We start from the raw sequence: 430 nt of genomic DNA, 5'->3' as shown, positions 1-430 counted from the left end.
GGGTGGTGTGTCAAAACCTTCAATCAGTAATCCGCTTTCCTGATTGATATTCAGGCTGAAAGGACCGCTGATCTTACTTGCACCTTGTGACTTCAACCACGCTTCCGCTGCGCCAAACAACGCGGCAAAAACCTGCGGATCATCAATGGCGTCAATCATGCCGAAATGACCGGTATCTTCACCGTAACGCTCACGGTGCAAGGTATCTATTTGCGCGGTAATACGCCCAACTATCTGCCCCGCTTTTTTTGCCACCCACGCCTGCCAGATGATATGGTCCGTCCCCGGATTTTTCGCAGACAAATGCTCGTTGCGTTCTATGAATAAAGGGGGTATCCAGTTTGGATCGTCGGGATAAAGTGATGACGGAAAAGCGATAAATGCCTTAAGGTCATTTTTATTAATTACTTTTTCAATTTTAATCATCAGC

General features: G+C 46.7%; 1 pseudogene. It reads right to left on the bottom strand.

From position 1 onward, the window contains the following. Positions 1-426: pseudogene (yghO, locus tag ER639_RS11995) on the bottom strand (protein YghO); the annotation flags it as partial. Between the last annotated feature and the right edge of the window lie 4 nt (positions 427-430).

The organism is Macrococcus sp. DPC7161, from assembly GCF_004117835.1.
Lineage (GTDB): Bacteria > Bacillota > Bacilli > Staphylococcales > Staphylococcaceae > SDSC01.
This window is presented reverse-complemented; position numbering and strand designations above follow the sequence as displayed.